Below are 5,293 nucleotides of genomic sequence, written 5' to 3'. Positions count from 1 at the left end.
GCGTTGCTTTAAAGTGTATTTATGAGCGTTTTTGGTTTTTGCTGGATTTTTTGAGAATCAAAAAATCAGCACACAAGCGTAAAATAGGGCTTTTTGGGAAGATAAGGCTTGAATTAGCGCGTGAGTCTAGGTAATCAACCTAAAAAGGGTGGGGGTTATGACCCCCGTTTACGCTTACCGCTTGATATTAATCCTAAATCTAAACCCAAAAAGAGTAAAGTTAAGATATAATCTCATCGTTGGGCGTTTATGCATTTTTTGCATAGTAGACCCTTTGTTAGGTAATTTGCCCCTCATCTTTGCAGGATTTGGGGCTTTTTATTGTAGCTAAACTTTACTTAAAAACTATAGCTCCAACTCCTCATTCTGCGAACTTCTGCGATTTCTTCTGGTGCTAAAAAATTACAAAATTTTATCTGAATCGATGTCTTTTCCCTCTAAAGGATCAAATATCCTCTTTTTTTTCTTTGAAGTACTTACCCAAACTGGCTCTTTACTTACTGTATCTGATTGTGATTCAATCTTAATATCTGAATTTGAACTTAAATTTAAAAGTTGCTTTTGTTTCTGGATACATTCGATGAATGTTGCACGACTCATTTTTATAACGATAGATTTTATTTCTATCGTAACCATTTCTTCATCTTCTTCACCTTTAATGTCTGTAGAATTATTCTTTACTATTTTATTAAACCATTTAATGAAAGTTGGGTAACTCATTTGTATTTTTTTGGCTTCAGTTAAAGTTGAATGGATCTTTTTTGCTGTTTCATTGTTTTGATACATATCCTTAATTATATTTAAATTAAGGATAAATTCATTTTTTGTAGATTCCAAGATTAACTCCTTGATATTATTAATAATTATCGATAATTATATAGCAAAATACTCATATTGTCCATTTATTATTAATAATTATTAATATTCACATACTTGTCATTGAAAACAACCCAAAATATTAATAATATTGACATTATTGATATTTATTGGCTATACTTTTCTTGGAGATTTTTTGGGCAGGATATGAAAATGTAATACATTTTCTAAATTAAGTTTTGTCGCTAAAGCTCCAAAAATGAGGATACAATGGAAATTAGAAATAAAATTATTTCTTTAAGAATAACCGAAGAGGAAGCGGAAATTCTTAAAGAAAAAGCAACACAACATAGCTTAAGTGTTTCTAGCTATTTAAGAAAACTTGGCTTAAATAATCCTGTGCATTCTACTATAGATCAACAAGCTGTAAGAGATATTTTGAATGTTTCGGGAGATTTAGGACGACTTGGAGGACTATTTAAAAAATGGCTTATCGATAATGCTAAAATTGAAAGTAATCTAGGTAATAGAACTTATAGTGATGTTGAAGAAATTGTGAATGATATACTAAAACTCCAAAATGAACTAAGAGAAAAAGCAAAGAAATTATTGTAATGATAGTAAAAAAAGTTGCAAGTAAAAATCAATCAAGTTACTTAGCTTTAGGAGGATATTTATTGGATAGAGACAACGATTTTAATGTTGGTAAAAAAGTTGCCTCCTATCGTTTTGATAATTGTAATTTTGAACAAGATGATATGCAATCCAACATTAAAGAGATTTTAAATACACAGAGTTTAAACACAAGAGCAAAAGGAGATAAAACACTCCACTTGATTGTATCTTTTAACGAAAATGAGCGACCAGATGAAACAATTATTTATCAGATTATCGATGAGCTTTGCCAGTCTCTAAAAATGGGAGATCATCAGCGATTAAGTGTTATACACGATAATACAAATAATCTCCACGCTCATATTGCCATTAACCGCATTCACCCGCAAACTTTAAAAATTGCTAATCCAAAAAATGATGTATTAATTTTGCAAGATAAAGCAGTAGAGCTAGAAAAAAAATTTAATCTTATGCAAGAAAGACACCATTCCAAAAAAAATGAATTTGATATTGATTTACTTCAATTAAAGATAGAAGAAAAAGAGAGCCAAGCATACCTTCCCCACTTTCAAAGTGGATTAGAAAACTGGTTAAAAGTAAAAGCGTTCGATGAAATTAATGCGGTATTAAAGTCTGAACAATGCACTTTTTCTGATATACAAAGTGTATTGTCAAAATATAATGTTAATTTTCGGGAAAGGCGAAGAGGCTTTGTGATTCAAAGTGATACTTCACCTTTTTTTATTAAAGCCTCAAAATTTCATCGAGAGCTATCAAAAAATGCCTTAGAAAAGCGTTTCGGGACTATTCAGCTTGAAATACCAAACAAAAAACATAACCCATTATGGAATGAATATTTAACAACGATTAATGCAAACAAGGAACAAAAGCAGAAACAATTAGATTTGCTTTATAAGCAAATCAAGATTTATAGAAAGTATAAACAATTACAAAAACTAAAAGAGAAATTAGAAGAGGTAAAATCAGTTAGAGTGAAATACAGACATCAAAACTTTAAGGAATTTCTTATTAAAAAAGGCTTTGATGGAGATCAAGAAGCTATCAACTTATTTAGAAGATCAAAACCAAAACCAAATGAAAATGATAATGTAATTCGAGGAACAAAAATAGAAAGTAACTACAAAATACTTGAGAATCCAAACTATGTTACAAAGCAAGGTTATTTTATCTATGCAGACAAAACTAAAAGCAATAAAATTGTTGACAAAGGAGAGTTTCTTAAATGCAACATTAACTCCAATGATGATAGACTAATTTTAAAAATGCTTGAATTTGCAATGCAAAAATACGGACAAAATTTATCAATTAAAGGTGATGATAAATTTAAAAAAAGGTTAATTGAAGTTGCTGATAAATATCAATTAAAATGCAACTTTTTAGATGAAAAAATGTTGAGTCTTTACAATAAACCGATTGAGGAACATATTAAAGATTGTCTTTCAACTAAAATAATTGAAAAAATAGATTTAAGCATTCAAGAACTCACTGTAACTAAGGATATTCAAGAAAGTGATTCTCTCAAGAAGAAAATTAAATCAATGGATAAGGTCTACTTAAAACTTTCAAAGAATCAAGCTATTTTTGAAAACGACTTGCTAAATTTTTTAGATGAGAAGGATATAAAAAACCTTGATATGATTGATAGCCGAGTTAAAAAACAGGTTTTTAAAGTCAACGAGACGAACAAAGAAGGCATTTATATTTTAAATAGATTGATTCTTAATGAAATGGATGAGGGCATCCAAAAAGAAAAATTTAAATCTTTTATGTATTTAGTGGATAAGGGTAGGATTGATACAATCACTCTTGATTTTTATCGCTTTAATGGTATTGAAAATCTACAGAGCTTTTGTGACTCTTATAATATGCAAATAACCGATGTCGTAGAGAGAGAACTTACACTTGACTATACGCAACATAATTTTCAATACTTGAAAAATTCACTTAAACAAGATATGCAACCACAACAAAAACAAAAAATTGTTGAAAATATTGAGAATTTTAGGAAACAACAAGAAAGCTCCTCAACTTACCAAACTAAAGAGGCATTGAAAGATATACTTTTGGTTTCTATGTATAAATGTCTAAAGCGTTCAAAACAAGTCGATCTTCAAGAGAAGAATCGACTAGAAAAAATTGCAATTCAATTACACAAAACATACTCAAAAACATTTTCAAAAAATTACTTATTTGAAACAGAAATAAGGCGTTTTTTAGATGATTCTATACTCTCAGAGCTTGACTTAACAATGTTTGAGAAATTCTCTAAAAAAGCTTTTACGGTTCAAGATAATTTTAAAGCGATTAATGCCATCAATAATTATATTTTAGATAGAATGGACGAAGGTGAAGAAAAAAGGCGATTTAAATCTTTTATGTATTTAGTGGATAAGGGTAGGATTGATACAATCACTCTTGATTTTTACGCTAAAAGAGTTGACATTGATAGCTTTATCAAAGAATATGATATGAAAACAATAAAAATTATTCAGACAGCAAAGGTTTTAGATTTTTCTAGAAATAAAATATTTGCAAAGGAAAAACTAAATGCAACCCAGAAAGAAAGAGTTCTTGAGGCTATTAATCAAATGAAAAAGCCAGTAGAAAATAGAAAGACTATTGAAAATTCTAATGGTATGGAAATTTAGTGTGAATTACCTTGATTCACAAAATAATTGCTCCAATAATTATACCGCCCAACATACATACACAGCAAATAATCCCTATCGCAATATTGTTTTGTATAATTTTCATATTGTTATCATTTTGTGCTTGTTGTTGTGGTGCTTGTGTTATAATCAATTTTTGTTGTATTGTGTTACTAAGTATATCTAATCTGTCTTCAAGTTTTTTCAGCTCTGAAACAAGCTCAATTATTTTGTCTTTTTCTCTTTGATTGTCTTCTGATAGACTAATTAATTCTTTCTTAAAGACATCAAGCTTTGTATCTAAACCTACAAGAAAATCATTTTCATGCTTTTCCATATTTTGCAAAAAAGATTCAATGATAACTTCGTTTGCCGTAACAAGAAAAAGAGCTGGATCATTTTCTTCAAGTTTAATGTTGTGGATTTCAGCCACTTTTCCAATAATAGTTTTTACTAATTGTTGATCCATTTTACCAACCTATAATCAATTTAGCTTTAGCAACGATCATTTCTTTATGAATAACGCCGAAATATCTTGAATCAAAGCTATTTGAATGATCATTAAGAACAAAAAAATCATTTTGCCCCAACTTGAAATTATTAAAGGAAGCTTGTTTGAGTTCTCTACCTTGAGAGTCTTTTTCTTTGGTTTGTGTGTGGGGTAAAAGATGTTGATTTAAGATAACACCTTCTTGTTTAAGGGTGATGGTATCTCCTTGTGTTGCAATTATTCTTTTGATAAGTGGTATAGATTCTTTGCAACGCCCATAATCTCCAAAATATAATCTTTCTCTTGCAATTCTGAATGGCTCTCTTTCATCAGGGCAAAATACGATAATATCACCCTTATTATAAGAGTTTTCTTTTTGGAGTTTATAAATGCCCTTAGGCATTGAATCTGTGAAATTGATTATAATAACATTATAAGCAAAAGTGAAAAAACAAACCAAACCGATAGCACTCCCTAAGTATAAAATCTTTTTGTTATATCTATAAAATATAGACAAAAAGAATAATATTGCCATTAAGGCGATTCCGCAAACTAGAATTAACCCTGCTTCTAAATGCGAAAGCAAATTCATAGACCTAAACCTTTTTCTTTACTTAGGTTTTGTTTGAAGCTCTTGAGATTTAAGCGAATAATAGATTCAAGCTTTAAGTTATTACCTTGCATACCACTAATGGAAGCCTCT

The 5,293-nt window shown here is 29.5% G+C and carries 5 protein-coding genes; 2 read left to right on the top strand and 3 right to left on the bottom strand.

Annotation, left to right across the window (positions count from 1 at the left end; genetic code table 11):
- Nucleotides 1–402 precede the first annotated feature (402 nt).
- Complete coding sequence (locus CCZ01_RS09560) at nucleotides 403–837, bottom strand: hypothetical protein (RefSeq protein ID WP_112052987.1); 435 nt, start codon at nucleotides 835–837, stop codon at nucleotides 403–405.
- A 249-nt stretch (nucleotides 838–1,086) separates the two neighbouring features.
- Here CCZ01_RS09560 and CCZ01_RS09555 point away from each other — a divergent pair, with 249 nt between their 5' ends.
- On the top strand, nucleotides 1,087–1,431 hold the full coding sequence (locus CCZ01_RS09555) for a plasmid mobilization protein (RefSeq protein WP_112052986.1): 345 nt from the start codon (nucleotides 1,087–1,089) through the stop codon (nucleotides 1,429–1,431).
- Complete coding sequence (gene traI, locus CCZ01_RS09550) at nucleotides 1,431–4,100, top strand: TraI/MobA(P) family conjugative relaxase (RefSeq protein ID WP_112052985.1); 2,670 nt, start codon at nucleotides 1,431–1,433, stop codon at nucleotides 4,098–4,100. The genes CCZ01_RS09555 and traI overlap by 1 nt, the downstream gene beginning before the upstream one ends.
- A gap of 16 nt (nucleotides 4,101–4,116) precedes the next feature.
- Here the strand turns inward: traI and CCZ01_RS09545 are convergent, their stop codons facing one another.
- Nucleotides 4,117–4,569, bottom strand: a complete 453-nt coding sequence (locus CCZ01_RS09545; protein WP_112052984.1) for a hypothetical protein — start codon at nucleotides 4,567–4,569, stop codon at nucleotides 4,117–4,119.
- Nucleotide 4,570: 1 nt separating this feature from the next.
- Entirely contained in the window at nucleotides 4,571–5,182 is a 612-nt protein-coding gene (gene traF / locus CCZ01_RS09540) for a conjugative transfer signal peptidase TraF (protein WP_112052983.1), read from the bottom strand.
- Between the last annotated feature and the right edge of the window lie 111 nt (nucleotides 5,183–5,293).

The sequence above is a fragment of the Helicobacter monodelphidis genome (assembly GCF_003288845.1).
Lineage (GTDB): Bacteria > Campylobacterota > Campylobacteria > Campylobacterales > Helicobacteraceae > NHYN01.
This window is presented reverse-complemented; position numbering and strand designations above follow the sequence as displayed.

Coding starts and splice junctions, on each gene's coding strand:
- CCZ01_RS09555 (WP_112052986.1), top strand. CDS start 1,087: ATGGAAATTAGAAATAAAATTATTTCTTTAAGAATAACCGAAGAGGAA.
- traI (WP_112052985.1), top strand. CDS start 1,431: ATGATAGTAAAAAAAGTTGCAAGTAAAAATCAATCAAGTTACTTAGCT.
- CCZ01_RS09545 (WP_112052984.1), bottom strand. CDS start 4,569: ATGGATCAACAATTAGTAAAAACTATTATTGGAAAAGTGGCTGAAATC.
- traF (WP_112052983.1), bottom strand. CDS start 5,182: ATGAATTTGCTTTCGCATTTAGAAGCAGGGTTAATTCTAGTTTGCGGA.